This window comes from Devosia sp. P3_B2 (assembly GCF_056402875.1).
Map to the genome: position 1 here is coordinate 122820 of NZ_JBFUGO010000006.1, position 14907 is coordinate 137726.

The 14907-nt window shown below is 64.7% G+C and carries 18 protein-coding genes; 10 read left to right on the forward strand and 8 right to left on the reverse strand.

The annotated features are described in order from the left end of the window. The first annotated feature begins 161 nt into the window (after window positions 1-161). Genes acpS through AC1DV8_RS10825 form a run of 6 tightly spaced genes read left to right on the forward strand, consistent with a single transcriptional unit; the run spans window position 162 to window position 4297 of the window. Entirely contained in the window at window positions 162-560 is a 399-nt protein-coding gene (gene acpS / locus AC1DV8_RS10800) for a holo-ACP synthase (protein WP_477151199.1), read from the forward strand. 52 nt (window positions 561-612) lie between these two features. Further along, window positions 613-1377, forward strand: coding sequence for a signal peptidase I (lepB, locus tag AC1DV8_RS10805; protein WP_477151198.1), 765 nt, complete (start codon window positions 613-615; stop codon window positions 1375-1377). Next, a complete protein-coding gene (rnc, locus tag AC1DV8_RS10810; protein WP_477151197.1) occupies window positions 1377-2081 on the forward strand; it encodes a ribonuclease III in 705 nt (234 codons plus the stop codon). Before lepB ends, rnc begins: the two co-directional genes overlap by 1 nt. Next, window positions 2078-3028, forward strand: a complete 951-nt coding sequence (gene era, locus AC1DV8_RS10815; RefSeq protein ID WP_477157470.1) for a GTPase Era — start codon at window positions 2078-2080, stop codon at window positions 3026-3028. Before rnc ends, era begins: the two co-directional genes overlap by 4 nt. A 27-nt stretch (window positions 3029-3055) precedes the next feature. Then, window positions 3056-3772 (forward strand): DNA repair protein RecO, encoded by a 717-nt coding sequence (recO, locus tag AC1DV8_RS10820; RefSeq protein WP_477157471.1) that lies wholly within the window; start codon window positions 3056-3058, stop codon window positions 3770-3772. A 54-nt stretch (window positions 3773-3826) separates the two neighbouring features. After that, window positions 3827-4297, forward strand: coding sequence for an SRPBCC family protein (locus AC1DV8_RS10825; protein WP_477151194.1), 471 nt, complete (start codon window positions 3827-3829; stop codon window positions 4295-4297). A 7-nt stretch (window positions 4298-4304) separates the two neighbouring features. Here AC1DV8_RS10825 and AC1DV8_RS10830 read toward each other — a convergent pair whose 3' ends face one another. The 4 genes from AC1DV8_RS10830 to AC1DV8_RS10845 all read right to left on the reverse strand — a co-directional run bounded on the left by AC1DV8_RS10830 (window position 4305) and on the right by AC1DV8_RS10845 (window position 7159). Beyond that, window positions 4305-4544 carry a DUF6898 family protein gene (locus AC1DV8_RS10830; RefSeq protein ID WP_477157472.1) on the reverse strand — a complete coding sequence of 80 codons (240 nt, stop codon included), beginning with the start codon at window positions 4542-4544 and terminating at the stop codon, window positions 4305-4307. Between the two features lie 4 nt (window positions 4545-4548). Continuing rightward, the gene (locus AC1DV8_RS10835) at window positions 4549-5814 is read right to left on the reverse strand and encodes a L,D-transpeptidase family protein (RefSeq protein WP_477157473.1); all 1266 of its coding nucleotides are present in this window, start codon (window positions 5812-5814) and stop codon (window positions 4549-4551) included. A gap of 260 nt (window positions 5815-6074) precedes the next feature. After that, window positions 6075-6584: a transcriptional regulator LdtR gene (ldtR, locus tag AC1DV8_RS10840; RefSeq protein WP_299640485.1), complete on the reverse strand. Its 510-nt coding sequence runs from the start codon at window positions 6582-6584 to the stop codon at window positions 6075-6077. A 191-nt stretch (window positions 6585-6775) separates the two neighbouring features. Continuing rightward, complete coding sequence (locus tag AC1DV8_RS10845; RefSeq protein WP_477151191.1) at window positions 6776-7159, reverse strand: DUF6163 family protein; 384 nt, start codon at window positions 7157-7159, stop codon at window positions 6776-6778. A gap of 98 nt (window positions 7160-7257) precedes the next feature. On the opposite strand from AC1DV8_RS10845, the gene hemB reads away from it, so the two are divergent. The 3 genes from hemB to AC1DV8_RS10860 all read left to right on the forward strand — a co-directional run bounded on the left by hemB (window position 7258) and on the right by AC1DV8_RS10860 (window position 9669). Then, the gene (gene hemB / locus AC1DV8_RS10850) at window positions 7258-8271 is read left to right on the forward strand and encodes a porphobilinogen synthase (RefSeq protein WP_477157474.1); all 1014 of its coding nucleotides are present in this window, start codon (window positions 7258-7260) and stop codon (window positions 8269-8271) included. A gap of 77 nt (window positions 8272-8348) precedes the next feature. Further along, on the forward strand, window positions 8349-8840 hold the full coding sequence (locus AC1DV8_RS10855; RefSeq protein ID WP_477157475.1) for an RDD family protein: 492 nt from the start codon (window positions 8349-8351) through the stop codon (window positions 8838-8840). Window positions 8841-8919: 79 nt separating this feature from the next. Continuing rightward, window positions 8920-9669, forward strand: a complete 750-nt coding sequence (locus tag AC1DV8_RS10860) for an arginyltransferase (protein WP_477157476.1) — start codon at window positions 8920-8922, stop codon at window positions 9667-9669. Here the strand turns inward: AC1DV8_RS10860 and AC1DV8_RS10865 are convergent. From AC1DV8_RS10865 to AC1DV8_RS10880, 4 genes are all read right to left on the reverse strand, one after another. Further along, a complete protein-coding gene (locus AC1DV8_RS10865) occupies window positions 9650-10567 on the reverse strand; it encodes a hypothetical protein (protein WP_477157477.1) in 918 nt (305 codons plus the stop codon). The genes AC1DV8_RS10860 and AC1DV8_RS10865 overlap by 20 nt on opposite strands. Window positions 10568-10626: 59 nt before the next feature. Continuing rightward, entirely contained in the window at window positions 10627-11517 is an 891-nt protein-coding gene (locus tag AC1DV8_RS10870) for a hypothetical protein (RefSeq protein WP_477157478.1), read from the reverse strand. Continuing rightward, on the reverse strand, window positions 11517-13793 hold the full coding sequence (gene parC / locus AC1DV8_RS10875; protein ID WP_477157479.1) for a DNA topoisomerase IV subunit A: 2277 nt from the start codon (window positions 13791-13793) through the stop codon (window positions 11517-11519). The genes AC1DV8_RS10870 and parC overlap by 1 nt, the downstream gene beginning before the upstream one ends. Window positions 13794-13889: 96 nt before the next feature. Beyond that, the gene (locus AC1DV8_RS10880) at window positions 13890-14270 is read right to left on the reverse strand and encodes a BA14K family protein (protein ID WP_477157480.1); all 381 of its coding nucleotides are present in this window, start codon (window positions 14268-14270) and stop codon (window positions 13890-13892) included. A gap of 103 nt (window positions 14271-14373) precedes the next feature. On the opposite strand from AC1DV8_RS10880, the gene AC1DV8_RS10885 reads away from it, so the two are divergent. Continuing rightward, window positions 14374-14892 carry a SixA phosphatase family protein gene (locus AC1DV8_RS10885; RefSeq protein ID WP_477157481.1) on the forward strand — a complete coding sequence of 173 codons (519 nt, stop codon included), beginning with the start codon at window positions 14374-14376 and terminating at the stop codon, window positions 14890-14892. Window positions 14893-14907: the final 15 nt, after the last annotated feature.

Below are 14907 nucleotides of genomic sequence, written 5' to 3' on the forward strand. Positions count from 1 at the left end.
GGAGAAGGTGCCCGTAGGGCGGATGAGGGGTATCTCTCCGCGCACGCCGTCGTTCGTCGCTTCGCTCCGATCGCGCAACACCACGTGTTGCGAACCCCTCATCCGGCCTTCGGCCACCTTCTCCCGCAAGGGGAGAAGGCGTTCGCGGAGACATCACGCCAATGATCATCGGGATCGGCAATGACCTCTGCGACATCCGCCGCGTCGAGAAGACGCTGGCGCGTTATGGCGAGCGCTTCACGCACCGCTGTTTCACCGAGATCGAGCGGCAGAAATCGGATCGGCGGGCGCAGCGCGCTGCGTCCTATGCCAAGCGCTTCGCGGCCAAGGAGGCCTGCTCGAAGGCCTTGGGTACCGGCCTTAGTTTCGGCGTTTATTGGCGCGACATGGGCGTCGTGAACCTCCCCTCGGGCAAGCCGACCATGAAGTTGACCAATGGTGCTGCCCGGATCCTGGAGCGGCTTGTTCCGGCTGGTCACAAGCCACATATCCACCTGACTATTACCGACGACGGCGGCATGGCCCAGGCGATCGTCATTATCGAGGCGCTGCCCGGTTGACCGGGTGCCAGCGCTCCCGTAACCACTTGGCCCGTTGGGGCAGAGGCGAGAAATGAGCCAGTCGATGTCGAAAGCCGAAGCCAAGGCCGGCAAGAAAAAGAATGAGCTGCTCGAGACGTTCATCGTCATCATCGAGGCGCTGGCGATCGCACTGATCTTCCGGACGTTCCTGTACCAGCCGTTCTCCATTCCCACGGCCTCCATGCAGCAGACGCTGATGATCGGCGACTACTTCATCGCCAACAAGTGGACCTGGGGCTTCGGCAAGTACTCGTTCCCTATCGCCGTGCCGTTCAACGGCCGCATCTTCGGCGGCACGCCGCAGCGCGGCGACATCGCGGTGTTCCGCAATGAGATCACCAACGAGGACTACATCAAGCGCGTCATCGGCATGCCGGGCGATCGCATCCAGATGAAAGAGGGTCGCCTCTACATCAACGGCACCATGGTTGAGCGCGAGCAGACCGGGACCGCCGAGGACACCGACAGCTACATGACGACGGTGCCGGTGATCGTTTACACCGAGACGCTGCCCAACGGCGTCAAGCACACCATCCAGGAAATCTCCGACGACCAGCCGCTCGACAACACGGCCGAGTATGTCGTGCCTTCGGGCCATTACTTCATGATGGGCGACAACCGTGACCGCTCCGCCGACAGCCGGGTGCTGAGCCAGGTCGGCTACGTGCCGCTCGACAACTTCATCGGCAAGGCGGAAGCGCGGTTCTTCTCGATCAAGAACAACATTGCTCCGTGGCAGCTGTGGGAATGGCCCGCCAACGTCCGCTGGGACCGGATGTTCCAGTCCGTGAACTGATGGGGAAGGGGCGCACGCACGAAAAGCTCGAGGCACGTCTGGGATATCGCTTTGCCGACCCCGACCTGCTCGACCGTGCGCTGACCCATTCGAGCGCCGTCTCGCCTGGCAAGCGCATCGAGCGCTCGTACCAGCGGCTGGAGTTCCTGGGCGACCGGGTGCTCGGCCTCGTCGTCGCCGACATGCTCTACCGCCGGCTGCCCAAGGCCAATGAGGGTGAGCTGTCGCGCTCGCTCAATACGCTGGTGCGCAAGGAAACTTGCGCCGCCATTGCCCGGCAGCTCGACCTCGGCTCCGAGATGAACCTCGGCGACAGCGAAGCGCGGACCGGCGGCGCCAACAAGGACGCCATTCTCGGCGACATCGCCGAGGCGGTGATCGGCGCCATCTTCTGCGATGGTGGGCTGGGGCAGGCCTACGAGATCGTCGAGCGGCTGTTCGGGGAACAGTTGGACCAGGCCGGCAACGTCCGCGCCGACCCCAAGACTACGCTGCAGGAATGGGCGCAGGGCAGGGGGCTCGAGCCCCCGCTTTACGCCGAGATCGAACGCACCGGCCCCGACCACGCGCCGGAATTCACCATTGCCGTGCGGCTGGGCAATTATCCCGCCATCACCGCCACCGGCCCCTCCAAGAAGCTCGCCGAGCACAAGGCCGCCGAGGCTTTCCTCATCCGAGAGAAAGTCTGGCGCGACACGATATGACCGACAAGAACGAAATGCCCGAGGCCACCGAACTGCCGCTGGCCGGCGAAAACACCCGCTGCGGCTTCGTCGCGCTGGTGGGCGCGCCCAATGCCGGCAAGTCGACGCTGCTCAACTCGCTGGTCGGCACCAAGGTGTCGATCGTCACGCACAAGGCGCAAACCACCCGCGCCCAGATCCGCGGTGTTGTCACGGAGGGCGAGGGGCAGATTATCTTCATCGATACGCCCGGCATCTTCGCACCCAAGCGCCGGCTCGACCGGGCGATGGTCGACGCGGCCTGGACCGGGGCGGGCGATGCCGATTTCGTGGCGCTGATCGTCGACGCCGAGCGGGGCATCACCCCCGAGCTCGAGGCACTGCTCGAAGGCCTTGAGAATATCCCGCACGACAAGATCCTGGTGCTCAACAAGGTCGACCTGATCAAGCGCGAGACGCTGCTGGGGCTGTCGGAGCGGCTCAACGGCATGGTGCGTTTCCAGCGCACCTTCATGATCTCGGCGCTGAAGGGCAGTGGCGTCAAGGACATGCTCGACTGGTGCCTGACCCGCATCCCGCTCGGCCCCTGGCACTTCCCCGAGGACCACCTGACAGACCTGACGCTGGCGATCACGGCCGCCGAGGTGACGCGCGAGAAGCTGTTCCTGAGGATCCACGACGAGATCCCCTACAACACGACGGTCGAGACCGAAAAGTTCACCATCCAGAAGGATGGGTCATATCGGATCGACCAGGTGATCTATGTCACTCGCGACACGCACAAGAAGATCATTCTGGGCGCCGGCGGGCAGACCATCAAGTCGATCGGCGCCGAGGCGCGGAAGGAACTGATGGAGATCTTCGAGACGCCGGTGCACCTGTTCATGTTCGTCAAGGTGCGCGAGAAATGGGGCGACGACCCCGAGCGCTACCGCGAGATGGGGCTGGAGTACCCGCACCAGAAGTGAGTGCGCCCTCTCACCACGTGACATCCGATGCAATGGGACGGTGAGGGCCTGATCGTCGGGGTTCGGCGTCACGGCGAATCGAGCGTCATCGCCGAGGTGATGGTCGAGGGCAGGGGGCGGCAGCTCGGGCTGATCCGGGGCGGACGATCCTCGAAACTCGCGGCGACGCTGCAGCCGGGGAACTCGGTGCAGGTCACCTGGCGGGCCCGGCTCGAGGAACATCTCGGCACCTTCACGCTCGAACTGCTCGAGGCCCGCGCCGCGGCGCTGATCGCCGACCGGCTACGACTCTATGCCAGCCAGCTTGTCTGCGAGCACCTGCGGCTGTTGCCGGAGCGCGATCCGCATGATCGCCTGCTCGGCCTCGCCATCCGCATCCTCGACCAGCAGGGCACGCCGCTCGAGCTCGGCGCCTCGGTGGCGCGGTTCGAGCTCATCCTGCTCGATGAACTGGGATATGGGCTCGACCTCAGCAGTTGCGCCGCCACCGGCACGACGCGCGATCTTACCCATGTCTCCCCCAAGTCCGGCCGGGCGGTGAGCCGCGCCGCGGCCGAGCCATACCTCGACCGGTTGCTGCGCCTGCCGCCGTTCCTCATCGGGCATGCCGAACCGACCCCCGAAGACGTGAGCGACGCCTTCGCGCTCACCGGGCGCTTTCTCGACATGCACGTCTGGACGGCGCGCCAACTGGAACCGCCGGCCATCCGGGAGACGTTTGTGGGGCTGGTGTCCGCAGCCTGAAGGTTGATCCAATCGGCTCGCCTGTGCGTTGATGCACGCCAACGGGAGACGAACATGCCGGAACACCTGCGCGTCGACACCGCATCGCTGATCGTCGCGGCACCGCCGGAGACGATCTACCAGGCCTTCGTTGATCGCGATGCACTCCTCGCCTGGCTGCCACCCGAGGGCATGACCGGCGAAATCCTCGATTTCGAGCCGCGCCCAGGCGGGGTCTTCCGGATGGCGCTGCACTACAGCGAGCCCGGCCGCGGCAAGTCCACCGAGGACACGGACGTGGTGCACTCCGAGTTCGCCGAGCTGGTTCCCGGCAAGCGGGTAGTGCAACTGGTGCGCTTCAAGAGCGACGACCCGGCGTTTGCCGGCACCATGCGGATGGTGTGGGACCTCGAACCGGCGCCCGGCGGGACACGCGTGATCTTTCTCGCCGAGGATGTACCGGAAGGGATCAGCATGCAGGACCACGACGCGGGGCTGAAGTCGTCGCTGGAGAACCTGGCGGCCTATGTGACCGGCGGCGCCTAAGGCACCATCAAGCGTACTTCGCCGGCTTCGGTCCGCTTGGTATCGGTGGGTCTTCGCCGGCGAGCTTGCGCTTGAGCTTGGCGAGGGCCAGCGATTGCATCTGGAAGGGGGTGGCGCTGAGGGGGGCGATCACCACCACTTCGGTGCCGGTGGCCTCATCGATTGCGGCGACGCGCATCTGCTGGCCGAGCTGGGTGAACTCGAAGAGGACGCGGCCGGACGGACGATTGTCATCGCGCCCGGCCATGTGATCAGGCGTCCCCGAAGCTGACGATGCCCTGCGCGTCGAACTGATAGACGTCGTCGCGGAAGCTCACCGTGCCCTGCCGGTTGGCCCAGGCAGTGATGTAGGTGGTGTGGATCGGGATCTGCACGTCGAGCTTGATGTCCTCGCGCATACCCTGTTCCCAGGCGGACATGACCGTTTCCGGGGTCCAGCCGCCGCCATTGTCGCGCAGCAGCCACGCGACCAGCTCTTCGATGTTCTCGCAGCGCATGCAGCCCGAGGAGTGGAAGCGGGCGTTCTCGCCGAACAGCGCCTTCTGCGGCGTGTCGTGCATGTAGACGTCGTACTTGTTGTAGAAGTCGATCTTGCAGTGACCCATCGAGTTCTCGCCGCCGGGGTCCTGCCGGAAGGTGTACTTCACCGCCTCGGTGGTCTGCCAGTTGATGGCGGAGGGTGGGATCTCGTTGCCGTTGCCGTCGAAGATACGGATGCGGAACTTGGTCAGGTACTCCGGATCCTCGTTCATGTACCGGATCATATCCTTCTCGATGATGCTCTTGGGCACCGTCCAGTAAGGATTGAACTTCACCTGGAAGATCTTGGAGTTGAGGATCGGCGTGGCGCGATCGACCTTGCCGACGACGGAATTGTGGCGCTGCACTACCTGCGCGCCCTCGACGGCCTCGACGGTCGCCGCCGGGATGTTCACCGCGACGTAGCGATCGGAGAGCGCCGAGGCCCACTGGTCGATGCGCTGCGCGTTGAGGCGGAGTTGGTTGAGGCGGTAATCGGCCGGAACGGAGAGCGCGTAGAACGTCGCTTCGTCCACCTGGCCGTTGATGACGAGGCCGTGGCGGGCCTGGAACAGGCGCACCGCGGCGTCGAGCCCGGCGTCGAACTCCTCGTTGACGCGCTTTTCGAGCGGCATGTCGCCGTTGATCATCAGGCGGCGCTTCAAGAGCGCAGCGGCGCGGCGGGATTCACCGAGCTTCAGTCCGAAGGTTTCGCGGCTCGGCGCTTCCCAGCTGCCGTTGGCGGAAACGAACGCCTCGTAGTTCTGGATAGCAAGCTGCAGATTGTACGAGGTGTCGTAGCTGAGGATCGGTTCGATCGTGTCGACGAGGCTCTTGGCGGTGGCCGTGTTGCCTTCCTGGTCGACATTCCGCATGGCGCGGTCCTTGCCGAACATGTCCCAGAAATTGTCTTCTTCGGCCCGCGCAATGGCGGGCATGGCCAACGCGGCGCCAGCAGTCGCCAGGGAGGTCACGAAGGAACGTCGAGTCAGCCGCATTCAGTCACCCACAGTCGGACGTCGGAGAGGAAATCCCTCATAGCATCGCCCCCAGATGTCACCAACGCGGTCAAGCAGCTGTGAACCGCCGGCCGTTCGGACGCACAAAACCAAGGAGCCTGCAGCGACAGAGGGATCAGCCTGCAATTGCTGCGATGCATAGCCGAATTCTGGGCATAAATAAGAAACGCCGGCTTAAGGCCGGCGTTTGCTGAACTCATTGTGGCAGCGATGCCACACTGGTCGTTGAGAGCCTGGGATCAGAGCTTGTAGAGGATCTGATCGACCCAGAAGCGCTCGAGACGGCCGAGTGCCTTGTTGAGGCCTTCGAAGGTCTCGCCATTGAGGCCGCCGACCTTTTCGATCGACTTCAGGTGACGATCGTAGAGCTCGTCGATCACCTCGGCCACTTCCTCACCCTTCGGGGTCAGCCGGATGCGGACCGAACGGCGGTCGGAACGCGAACGCTCCTGGAAGATGTAGCCGGTTTCGACCAGCTTCTTCAGATTATACGAGACGTTCGAGCCCAGATAGTAGCCACGCGAGCGCAGCTCGCCGGCGGTCATCTCGGCATCGCCGATGTTGAACATCAGCAGCGCCTGGACGGGGTTGATATCGTCCCAGCCCATCCGGTCGAACTCGTCCTTGATCAGATCGAGCAGCCGGCGATGGAGCCGTTCGACACGGCTGACGGCTTCTAGGTAGAGCGGCTTGAGCCCTGGGGCTTCTTCCGGAACCATTGCCTCTGCGGCGTTGGATTTGATTGCCATTTGTGCCTCACTGTCCTGTCGTCTTGCGCGATTTCTTCGCGTCTCATAGGACCCAAATTACGGGTGCCCAAATAAGATGGCCTTAAGCCGTAGACTTAAAACTATCTTACGGAAAAAGTTCAGGAATTTGGCTTTACGAGAGGTAACCAGAGGTCAGAAAATTGTAACCTGAATCGTCCGTTACCTGTGCCTCAGTCGTGCGCGCGGCGCAGCCGGAAGCTGAGGAAGAACAGCACCGCGATGCTCCCCACCAGCAGCAGCCTCAGGGCAAAACCGAAGGCGCCGATCTGCACGTCGCGCACCCCGCCGAGATAGAGCGCGAGTTCGATCACGGTGGCGCCGACCAGCAGCACGGCACCCCAGCTGGCGCGGATCCAGATGCCCACGGCGGCGAACAGCCGGGCGAGGCAGAACACAGTGAGATAGGCGAAGCCGGCGGGACCGAGGAGGGCGATCGGGCTCTGGGCACCGGACGATACGCCGAGCAACCGCGTCGCGTCGGAGAGCCCAAGCAGCAGCGCGATGATGGCGATGATCCTGAGGTAGCGGCCGGCGAGTTCGCTCTTGAAATCCATGCCCGTGGATAGCGCGGATGGGCCAGTGCGACAAGCGTGAGCCTTGGCGCGGCGCGGCGGCGCCTGCTAGAAGCGCGGCGACCGAGCGGAGCACACCGATGAGCACGAACTGGCCCAAGCACGACATGAGCTTTCTCGGCGGGCGCCGGCAGCGGCGGCTGCGCCGGACCGGGTGGATGCGCAATATGGTGCGCGAGACGGTGCTGACGCCGCACGACTTCATCCTGCCGGTATTCGTCATCGACGGGCAGAACGAGCGGACCGCGATCAAGACCATGCCTGGCGTCGAGCGGCTAAGCGTCGACCTGCTGGTACAGCTGGCCAAGGATGCTGCCGCCGAGGGCATTCCGGCGCTGGCGCTGTTCCCAAATACGCAGGACGATCGCCGCAACGTCGACGGCAGCGAGGCCTGGAACCCCGACAATCTCACCGCCAAAGCCCTACGTGCCATCAAGGATGCCGGCGTCGATATCGGCCTGATCACCGACGTCGCCCTCGACGAATATTCCTCCGACGGCCAGGATGGTCTGGTCCGCGACGGTGAGATCCTCAATGACGAGACCGTCGAGGCGATGGTCAAGGCGGCGCTGATGCAGGCGAGGGCCGGGGCCGACATCATCGCGCCATCGGACATGATGGACGGGCGCGTGGCTGCCATCCGGCAGGCGTTGGACGCCGAGGGCTTCGACCACGTCGCCATCATGGCCTACTCGGCCAAGTTCGCTTCGGTCTTCTATGGACCGTTCCGCGAGGCCGTAGGTTCGGGCAGCCGGCTCATCGGCGACAAACGCACCTATCAGCTCGACTATGCCAATTCCGACGAGGCGATGCGCGAGGTGGCGCAGGATATTGCCGAGGGCGCCGACATGGTGATGGTGAAGCCGGGGCTGCCCTACCTCGACATCGTGCAGCGCTGCCACGACGCGTTCGATGTGCCGCTGTTCGCCTACCAGGTGTCGGGCGAGTACGCGATGATCAAGCTGGCAGGCGCCGCCGGCGCGATCAACGGCGAGGGCGCCATGTTGGAGAGCCTAGTTGCCTTCAAGCGGGCGGGGTGCGACGGGGTGCTGACTTACTTTGCGCTCGAGGCGGCGCGGCTGCTGAACGCCTAGGTCCGATTTTCTGCCCCTGGCCACTTGTGTGGAACTGAGTGGTTCCCATCTTTTTGATCATGAACCAGGGCAACACCATGAACGATCATCTCCCCGACCCGTCCAACGCGCCGGAACTGTTCGATGGCGTGCTGCTCCGCCGCGCTGCGGCGTGGCTGATCGACTGCGTGATCATCACCTTCATCACCATTGCGGCGCTGCTGGTTGGCACCGTGTTCGGCATCGTGGCACTCGGCCTGGGCCTGATCGCGCTGCCGATCATCATTCCGCTGGCGATCCTCGGCTATTATGCCGCGACGCTCGGCTCGCCGATGCGCGCCACCGTCGGCATGCAGATGATGGACATCGTGCTGACTCCGGTGCGCGGCACGCCGCTCAATGGCTGGAGCATTCTCATCCACCCGATCCTATTCTGGGTGACGGTGTGGATTTCGTGGCCGTTCTCGATCCTGTTCGCGCTGTTCACGCCGCGCCAGCAGATGCTCCACGACCTGGTGGTCGGCACGCTGATGCTCCGTCGCTCTCCGATGCAGCGCTTCTGGCGCTCGGGGAACATGCACTCCGCCTGATCCGGTGCGCCGGGTGTGATCTGCCATTGCCCGGCTCCGTGCTCGCGTCTATCCTCTCGGTATCGCTCGAAGGACGACGATGACCGATCAGACGCCCGAGAACACCCAGCTCTTTCTCACGGCGGCCATGCCATGCCCGTATCTGCCGGGCCGTCAGGAGCGAAAGCTCTTTACCCATCTGACCGGCCGTCGGGCCGCGTCGCTCCATCACCTGTTGAGCGACAACGGCTTCCGCCGCAGCCAGAACCTGATCTACCGCCCCGCCTGTGACGGCTGTTCGGCCTGCCAGTCGGTCCGCATCGTGGCGCAGGAATTCCAACCCTCTGCCCGCTACCGCCGCATCCTCAAGGCCAACGTCGACGTGGCCGTGGAAGTGTGCCAGCCGCGCGCCACGGCCGAGCAGTTCGCGCTGTTCAAGCGCTACCTCGACGCCCGCCACGCCGGTGGCGGCATGACCCAGATGAGCTTCGTCGACTACGAGTACATGGTCGAGGACACCCCAGTGCAGACCGTGGTGGTCGAATACCGGCTGACCTCGCACCCGCAACGCCCGCTGGTCGCAGTGGCGCTGACCGACGTGATGCCCGACGGCCTATCGATGGTCTATAGCTTCTACGACCCGGCGCTCGATAAGCGCGGCCTCGGCAACCTGCTGATCCTCGACCATATCCAGCAGGTGAAGCTCGCCGCACTCACCTATGTCTACCTCGGCTACTGGGTGAAGGATTCGCCCAAGATGGCCTACAAGGGCCAGTTCCGCCCGCTGGAAGTGCAGCGTGGGCCACTGGGGTGGCGGCGGCTGGAGTCGCCTAGCGCAGCCGCTTCTTGAACGTCCGCCACTGGTGCTTTGAGCGCTCACGCAAAAGCCTGAGGCTTTGCCACAGTGACTGGTCGGTCTTCACCGGGTGGTAGAGCTGGTTCGGCTCCCGGAAGTTCTGCGGGGCTTCCCCGAAATAGTGGAAGCTTTGCACCGGCCGGTAGTTGAACGTCGTCTCGTAGGTCGACATCAGGTCGAACGGGCCCCGATAGAAGCGATTGCGCCGTTCGGGAGGCGTGAATGGCCCGTCGCCGCCAATCTCCTCGATTGCCAGACCGAGGTAGGCCGCGACCGAGGGCAGCACGATTTCGAAGTGCCCCTGCCAGTCCCGCGCCGCCAGCTCTGCCCGATAGGACTCGAGCAGCTTGCGGGTCAGCCGGGAGATCGGGAACAGCGCGATAACCGGATCCTGGACCGCCGGCTCCGGCATGCGGAAGTAGCCCAGGTGGCCATAGCGCGGGTCGTCGCTGCGGCGTCGCACTCGCGTCGCCAGCAGGTCTCCCGAGAAGGTTGCGGCTTCGGCAAAGAAGTCGCGCCAGTCACCGCTGAAATCGACGTCGTACTCGACCAGCCAGAACCGGTCGTAGCCCGACAGCAGGGGATCGAGAAAAGCGGTGCACCAAACGAGATCCACGTAGCCCCAGGGAGCTTCGCGACTGTCTTTCCTGTACGCAGCATAGCGCCTGGGGAGCAGCGACGCGCCTTGCTCCAGCCCGATGACGATGTCCGGATTCATGTCCGTGGGCACCGGAACACCCGACGAGGACGGTTGGAAGGCCAGGTAGACATCGAGAACGACACCCGCCTCGCGCTTCAACCGGCTGTAGTGATCGGAGACGGCCGGTGTCCAGACATGCGTCAGGAAGACGGCGCAATCGCGCGAAGATGGGGTGGCAAGGGGCGTGGTCAAGCTATTCTCTGCAGATCGTCACCACCCAGCAGAAGTCTGCATGCCGGGGAGCCGCGTGTCTACCCGCGCCGTAGCATCCGGTTGCGGAATGCCACCCAGTGGTGCCCGAACTTTCGCCAGCTGAGCGCGATCCGGTCACCGAGCGGCAAGTCCGTCTTGACCGGATGGTAGAGACGGTTGGGCTGCCGGAACGAGCGAGGCGCTTCGACAAAATAGCGGAAGGACCGAGGCGGGCGGAACAGGAACGTCGCGGCGGCATGGCCGACGAGGGCAGGGGTGCTGTAGTGGAGACCGCGTCGCTCGTTGGGGGTGAAGCCTGAATCGCCGCCGATTTCGCTGACGCTGAACCCCTTGGCTAGGGCCAGCGACGGAAGCACGATCTCGAAGTGTCCCTTCCAGCCTTCCGCTTCCAGCTCGTTCCTGTAGCTGTCGATGAGCCTGCGGCTGGCGCGGACGATCGGGAAGAACCCGATCACCGGCTCCGGCGGGGCATAGGCCGGCTGCTCGTAGTCTGTGGCGTTTGGCCACTTCGGGGTTTTGTGGCGATACCGCAGATCGAGCCCCAGCAGGTCGCCCTCGTAGCCAACCGCGGCCCCGAAGAATGTTGCCCAGTTGCCGCTGAAGTCCACATCATACTCGAGCGCCCATACCCGTTCGTAAGCGGAGAGGGGAGCCCTCCCGACCGCCGCCATCCACGCCAGTTCCCCGCTGTGAAAGGTCCAGGTCGTTCTGTACTGGGCGAAACGCTGCGGGAAGACCGAAGCGATATCCTCCAAAGTCACCACGACGTCAGGCGACACGCCCGCGGGGACCGCCTCGGGGCTACTGGCCTGGTAGACCAGGTAGACGTCGAACACCGTTCCGGCCTCGCGCTTCAGCCGCGCGTAGTGTGCCGCAACGCTGGGGCTCCACCGGTGGGTGACGAACAGGACGCAGTCGCGGCTCGGCACTATCCGACGAACCTGTTGTTGCGCGGGAACCCGGTCGGCGGCTGGCGGCCGGCGGAGGCGCGCTCGCCCAGCCATTCGGTCAACTCGCCCACCGTCTTGGTGTAGGTGCGGCCCGAGGAGTCGGTCCAGGTGAGGCCGGTGGCGGAGGGGAAGGTCTTGAGGTCCGAGAGCCCGCCATCCTTGTATTTCTGCAGGCGCACACCCTTGCCGCGACCCATTTCGGGTAGCTGGTCGAGCGGGAACACCAGCATCTTGCGGTTCTCGCCGATCACCGCGAGCATGTCACCTTCGACCGGCACCAGCAGCCGCGCTTCCTCGTTGTCGGCGACGTTGAGCACCTGCTTGCCCTTGCGGGTATTGGCGATGAGCTCGTCCTCGGCGACGATGAAACCGTCGCCCTTGCGCGACGCGATGACACGCTTGCGGCCGGGGCGGTAGACGAAGAGATCGACGAGGTCCTGGCCTTCCTCGATATCGACCATCAGCCGCACCGGCTCGCCCTGGCTGCGGCCTCCGGGCAGGCGGTCGCCGGCGAGGGTGAACACCTTGCCGCCGGTGGAGAGCAGCAGCAGTTTGTCGGTGGTCTGGCAGTGGAGATAGAGCTTCAGCCGGTCGCCGGTCTTGAAGCCCTTCTCGTCGATCTCGGTGGTGTGGCCCTTCATCGAGCGGATCCAGCCCTTTTCCGAGAGGATCACCGTGATCGGCTCGCGCTCGATCATCTGGGTCGCCACTTCGTCGTGGTCGATGTCCATTGCCTCGGAGAAATCGGTCTTGCGGCCCCACAGCGGATGCCGGGTCGTGCCGTCCTTCTCGAACTTCGGATAGGCCTTCTTGAGGTCGGCGATCTGCGTCGCGATCTCGCCCCATTGCCGCTTGTCAGAGGCGATGAGGGCGTTGAGGTGCGCCTGCTCCTCGGTGAGGTTCTTGTGCTCGGTGCGCAACTCGATTTCCTCGAGCTTGCGCAGCGAACGAAGCCGCATGTTGAGGATGGCTTCGGCCTGCACGTCAGTGAGGCTGAACGTCGCCATCAGCGAGGCCTTCGCGTCATCCTCCTCACGGATGATGCGGATCACCTCGTCGAGGTTGAGATACGCGACAATGTAGCCGTCGAGCACCTCGAGCCGCCGCGCGATGTCGGCGAGGCGGTTGTTGGTGCGGCGCACCAGCACATCCTTGCGGTGCTCGAGCCAGGCGACGATCGCCTCCTTGAGGCTCATCACCCGCGGCACGACGCCCCGATCGAGGACGTTCATGTTGAGCGGGATGCGCTGTTCGAGGTCGGAAAGCTTGAACAGCTGCTCCATCAGGATGGCAGGATCGACGGTGCCGGCGCGGGGCTCGATGACGAGGCGTACATCGTCGGCGCTCTCGTCGCGGATGTCCTTGAGCAGCGGCAGTTTCTTGGCCAGCAGCAGTTCGGCGATCTTTTCGACGAGCTTCGACTTCTGCACGCCGTACGGGATCTCGGTGACGACGATCTGGTAGACGCCGCGGCCTTTGTCCTCGCGGATCCAGCGCGCCCGCAGGCGGAACGAGCCGCGGCCAGTCTCATAGGAACTGTGGATAGAGGCCTGGCTCTCGACCAAGATGCCGCCGGTCGGGAAATCCGGGCCGGGGATGTAGTGCATCAGGTCGGCGGTGGTGGTGGCGTCGCGACCGTTGTTGATCAGGTGCAGGGCCGCGTCGCAGATCTCGGCGACGTTGTGCGGCGGGATCGAGGTCGCCATGCCGACGGCGATACCCTGCGAGCCGTTGGCGAGGAGGTTCGGGAAGTTGGCCGGGAGCACCGAGGGTTCCTCGGTGGCGCCATCATAGGTCGGCTTGAAGTCGACGGCGTCCTCGGTGATGCCCTCGAGCAGCCGGGAGGCGACGCCGGTCATGCGGGCTTCGGTGTAGCGGTAGGCCGCCGCGCCGTCGCCGTCGATATTGCCGAAGTTCCCCTGGCCGTCGACCAGCGGGTAGCGCATCGCGAAGTCCTGCGCCAGGCGGACCATGGCGTCATAGATCGACTGGTCGCCATGCGGATGGAAGCTACCGATCACGTCGCCGACGACCTTGGCCGACTTCTTGTAGGCGCCGTCCGGATCGAGCCGCAGCAGCCGCATGGCATGCAGAATCCGGCGGTGCACCGGCTTCAGGCCGTCGCGAGCGTCGGGCAGGGCGCGCTGGGTGATGGTCGAGAGCGCGTAGGACAGGTAGCGCTCTTCGAGCGCCTCGCGCAGATCGACGACCCGCTTGTCCTCGCCGTCGGGGGGGAGGGTCTTGTCGTCGCTCATCGTAGGGTCAGGCTCATGCGAATCATTGCCGCACTATAGCGACAAGCCTGGCTGCCGGGGGTGCAGCATGGCCGCATCCCCGGCGAAACGCATCGTTCAGAGGCGGCAGCGGTGCCAGCGGCCGTCGAAACCGAGGAATGCATCTCGCTCCAGGTCGAAGGACCGAAAGCGCGTCGAGCAGCGCTGGACATGGATGCTCACCAAGCCGCTGTTGGTCAGCGTGCGGCCGATGAACAACCCGGCGCCGAAGCCGAGAATGCCCGGTGCCCAGAAGAAGGGCGAATGCAGGCGCCGGACGATCCGGTGCCCGTGCCTATGCGACCAGCGCGGTCCGCAGTTGATGCAGCGCGCCTCGAGCATCCGGACCGGGCCTTGATAGATGAGCGGGCCGAATGGCGCGGCCGCGGCGGGCATGGGTATCGCCATCACGCTGGCGAGAACGGCCGCAACAGCGGCGCGAGCGAGATTGTTCATCATCAGAATTGCACTCCGATAACGTGCGTGACAACAAGCGTCGGGCCCGCGATTTGGTTGCAATCGCGGCTCGCGGTGGCTTTGTCGCAGCGCTACAATCCCCGCCATGCCGCGCCTCATCCTGATCCGTCACGCCAAGTCCGACTGGGCCGATACAAGTCTTACCGACATCGACCGGCCGCTTGCCGAGCGCGGTATCGTGGCTGCGGCGTGGATCGGGGATACGTTGGCAAAACGGGGCTGGCGTGCCGACCAGGTGCTTTGCTCGACCGCGAGACGGACGCGGGAGACCCTGGAGCTGGCCCTAGGGCGCATGCCCCCCGAAGCTCGTCCGGCCGAAATCGGCTTTAGCGACGCCGTCTATGCGCGGCGGGACGACGACTATATCGAGCTGATCCGCAGCCAGCACTACAACGGCGCGCTGATGCTGGTGGGGCACAACCCGGCCACCGAGGAAACGGCTGCGTTGCTCGTGGGGGAGGGCGACGCCGATCAGGTCTCGACGCTCATGGAACGGTTTCCGACCGGCGGGATTGCAGTGATCGACTTCGATGTGGAGCAATGGGCAGGGATCGGGCGCGGGACCGGCCGGCTGGTCGATTTCCTGAAGCCGCCGAAGGGGTAGGGCGCCGGTCCGGCG